This is a genomic window from Erysipelatoclostridium sp. MSK.23.31 (assembly GCF_019125875.1).
Lineage (GTDB): Bacteria > Bacillota_I > Bacilli_A > Erysipelotrichales > Coprobacillaceae > Thomasclavelia > Thomasclavelia ramosa.
On sequence record NZ_JAHOCB010000104.1, the window covers coordinates 1 to 1,269 of the forward strand.

Here is a 1,269-nt window from a genome sequence, read left to right on the forward strand (position 1 = left end):
TGATGTGTACCCAGTTTTCTGGACACGTTTAAATTTAGTTTTAAAAAAATTATGCCATGGATGCTAATCTGTACAAAATAGGTGGCATCCATTTTGTTTTTTCTGTATTCTTTTATTGCAGTAGAAAACTCTTAAAATGAATTGTATTCATTTTCATACCCATAATAGACTTCATTTTTTAATCGGCCAAAGAAAGTTTCCGTTACCGAATTATCATAACAGTTTCCTTTTCTAGACATTGATTGTATTATACTGTGTTCTTTTAATGAATTGATATAATGAGCATGTTGATATTTCCATCCCTGATCTGAGTGGAAAATCAATCCTTCAAGGATGGGAAACTTTTCATATGCCTGAGTCAGCATATCTGTAATTTGTTTAAGATTAGGATGCGGTGATAAATCATAGGAAATAATCTCATTTGTAAACCTATCTAATATTGGAGAAATATAACATTTTCCCCATGCAAAATTGAATTGAGATACATCAGTAGTCCATTTTTGTAATGGTCTACTCGCATTAAAATTCTATTAATAATATTATCTGCTACATTCCCTTTATAAGAATGGTATCTCTCTTTAGGACGTTTACCTAATAATCCCATATTATGCATAAGTCGTTACACTCTCTTATGATTTACCAGATAACCGCGATTTAGAAGCTCTCTATGAACTCGACGAACTCCATAGCGTCCCCTTATTTTGATCAAAGATTTCTTTTATCAGTTTCATCATCTCATGCCTTTAGAAGATGCTTTAATCGATATCCTTTTTCACGAATTTCTTTAACGATTGCTGCTCTTAAACGTATTAGTTCTTCTTTCTCAGGAGGAGTAAGTTCACTTGATATTATAGATTTTTTCAGAGGCTGCTCCTTACTATGTCGTCCCTTCTTTAAATCGAGACCATTATATCCATATATTTTATATCGTTTTACCCAGTTTGACAATTGACTGTGATTAATATTAGCACTTATTGCAACACTTTTTTTGAGATTCTCCAGCTAGAACCCTGGCAACTAAAGCGTATCTTTCTTCCACAGTATACTCAGTGCAGGTGGTAGGATGTTTTAAAGCATCTATTCCATGTAAGTCAGCGATTTTGACCCATGTAGTAATTCCTTTTCTAAAGTTTTTTTGTCCAATTCCTTCTGGTGTTTCATGCCATCGACCATTTTTATATAGTTCAACACACTTCAACTTAAATCCATAATCATATTTCATATAAAAACCCTCCTTACTGGTTTGCCCAGTAAAGAGGGTACGCATCA

2 protein-coding genes and 1 pseudogene are annotated in these 1,269 nt (G+C 33.3%); all 3 read right to left on the minus strand.

Going from position 1 to position 1,269, the window contains the following annotated elements:
- Positions 1–131 precede the first annotated feature (131 nt).
- Positions 132–503, minus strand: a pseudogene (locus KSU54_RS19600) (transposase); the annotation flags it as partial.
- A gap of 116 nt (positions 504–619) precedes the next feature.
- Positions 620–709 (minus strand): IS3 family transposase, encoded by a 90-nt coding sequence (locus KSU54_RS19605; RefSeq protein WP_081446383.1) that lies wholly within the window; start codon positions 707–709, stop codon positions 620–622.
- A gap of 255 nt (positions 710–964) precedes the next feature.
- Positions 965–1,222 carry a hypothetical protein gene (locus tag KSU54_RS18435; RefSeq protein ID WP_009301278.1) on the minus strand — a complete coding sequence of 86 codons (258 nt, stop codon included), beginning with the start codon at positions 1,220–1,222 and terminating at the stop codon, positions 965–967.
- Positions 1,223–1,269: the final 47 nt, after the last annotated feature.

Bases quoted from the DNA above. Each gene is read 5' to 3' on its own strand.
- KSU54_RS18435 (WP_009301278.1), bottom strand. From the start codon at position 1,222: ATGAAATATGATTATGGATTTAAGTTGAAGTGTGTTGAACTATATAAA.